Here is a 1,738-nt window from a genome sequence, read left to right as displayed (position 1 = left end):
GGCGTGCTGATCACCGAAGGCGTGCGCGGCGAAGGCGGCATCCTGCGCAACTCGGACGGCGAGCGCTTCATGGAACGCTACGCGCCGACGCTCAAGGACCTCGCGCCCCGCGACTTCGTCTCGCGTTCGATGGACCAGGAGATCAAGGAAGGCCGCGGCGTCGGTCCGCACAAGGATCACGTGCTGCTCGACCTGTCGCACATCGGCGCCGAGACGATCATGAAGCGCCTGCCGTCGATCCGCGAAATCGCGCTGAAGTTCGCGAACGTCGACTGCATCAAGGAACCGATTCCGGTCGTGCCGACCATCCACTACCAGATGGGCGGCATTCCGACCAACATCCACGGGCAAGTCGTCGGCACGGCGAAGGGCTACGACGATCCGGTGAACGGCTTCTACGCGGTCGGCGAATGCTCGTGCGTTTCGGTGCACGGCGCGAACCGTCTGGGCACGAACTCGCTGCTCGACCTGGTGGTATTCGGCCGCGCGGCGGGCAACCACATCATCAAGCACGCGCAGGAGACGAGGGAGCACAAGCCGTTGCCGGCGGATGCCGCCGACTTCGCGCTCGAACGTCTCGCGGTGCTGGAAAAGTCGACCTCGGGCGAATACACGCAAGCGATCGCCGGCGACATCCGCTCGACGATGCAGGCGCACGCGGGCGTGTTCCGCACCTCGAAGCTGCTCGCTGAAGGCGTGGACAAGGTCAATGAACTGACCGAGCGCGCGAAGCACGTGCACCTGAAGGACAAGTCGAAGGTGTTCAACACCGCGAAGGTGGAAGCGCTGGAACTGGCGAACCTGATCGAAGTGGCGCGCGCGACGATGGTCTCGGCCGAAGCGCGCAAGGAAAGCCGCGGCGCGCACGCGCACAGCGACTTCGAGCTTCGCGACGACGCAAACTGGATGCGCCACACGCTATGGTTCAGCGAAGGCGATCGCCTCGACTACAAGCCGGTGAAAATGCAGCCGCTGACGGTCGAATCGGTGCCGCCGAAGGCGCGTACCTTCTAAGGTCAAGGGAATCGACATGGCAAAGAGAACATTTGAAATTTACCGCTACGATCCGGACAAGGACGCGGCGCCGCGCATGCAGAGCTACGAGATCGAGATCGACTCGCACGAACGCATGCTGCTCGATGCGTTGGTGAAGCTCAAATCGGTTGATGAGACGCTGTCGTTCCGCCGTTCGTGCCGTGAGGGCGTGTGCGGTTCGGACGCGATGAACATCAACGGCAAGAACGGTCTGGCGTGTCTGCAAAACATGAACGACCTGCCGCAGAAGATCGTGCTGCGTCCGCTGCCGGGGCTGCCCGTGGTGCGCGATCTGATTTGCGACTTCACGCAATTTTTTAATCAGTATCATTCGATCAAGCCTTACCTGATCAACGACACGCCGCCGCCGGAAAAGGAGCGTCTGCAGTCACCGGTGGAACGCGACGAGCTGGACGGCCTGTATGAATGCATTCTGTGCGCGAGCTGCTCGACGTCGTGCCCGAGCTTCTGGTGGAATCCGGACAAGTTCGTCGGTCCGGCGGGCTTGTTGCAAGCCTATCGTTTCATCGCGGACAGCCGCGACGAAGCGACGGGTGAACGCCTCGACAACCTGGAAGATCCGTATCGTCTGTTCCGTTGCCACACGATCATGAACTGCGTGGACGTGTGCCCGAAGGGGCTCAATCCCACCAAGGCGATCGGCAAGATCAAGGAATTGATGGTGCGCCGTGCTGTCTGAGAT

At 61.9% G+C, this 1,738-nt stretch carries 2 protein-coding genes; both read left to right on the top strand.

Annotation, left to right across the window (positions count from 1 at the left end; all coding sequences use genetic code 11):
- Window positions 1-1,014 (top strand): FAD-binding protein (locus tag AWB68_RS44560; protein ID WP_125483302.1); only part of this gene is annotated, 1,014 nt, incomplete at its 5' end.
- 16 nt (window positions 1,015-1,030) lie between these two features.
- On the top strand, window positions 1,031-1,735 hold the full coding sequence (locus tag AWB68_RS44555; protein ID WP_087650412.1) for a succinate dehydrogenase iron-sulfur subunit: 705 nt from the start codon (window positions 1,031-1,033) through the stop codon (window positions 1,733-1,735).
- Window positions 1,736-1,738: the final 3 nt, after the last annotated feature.

This window comes from Caballeronia choica, from assembly GCF_001544535.1.
GTDB classification, from domain to species: domain Bacteria; phylum Pseudomonadota; class Gammaproteobacteria; order Burkholderiales; family Burkholderiaceae; genus Caballeronia; species Caballeronia choica.
Note: the sequence above shows the minus strand (reverse complement) of the source record. Positions and strands in the feature narration are given on the sequence as shown.

Bases quoted from the DNA above. Each gene is read 5' to 3' on its own strand.
- AWB68_RS44555 (WP_087650412.1), top strand. From the start codon at position 1,031: ATGGCAAAGAGAACATTTGAAATTTACCGCTACGATCCGGACAAGGAC.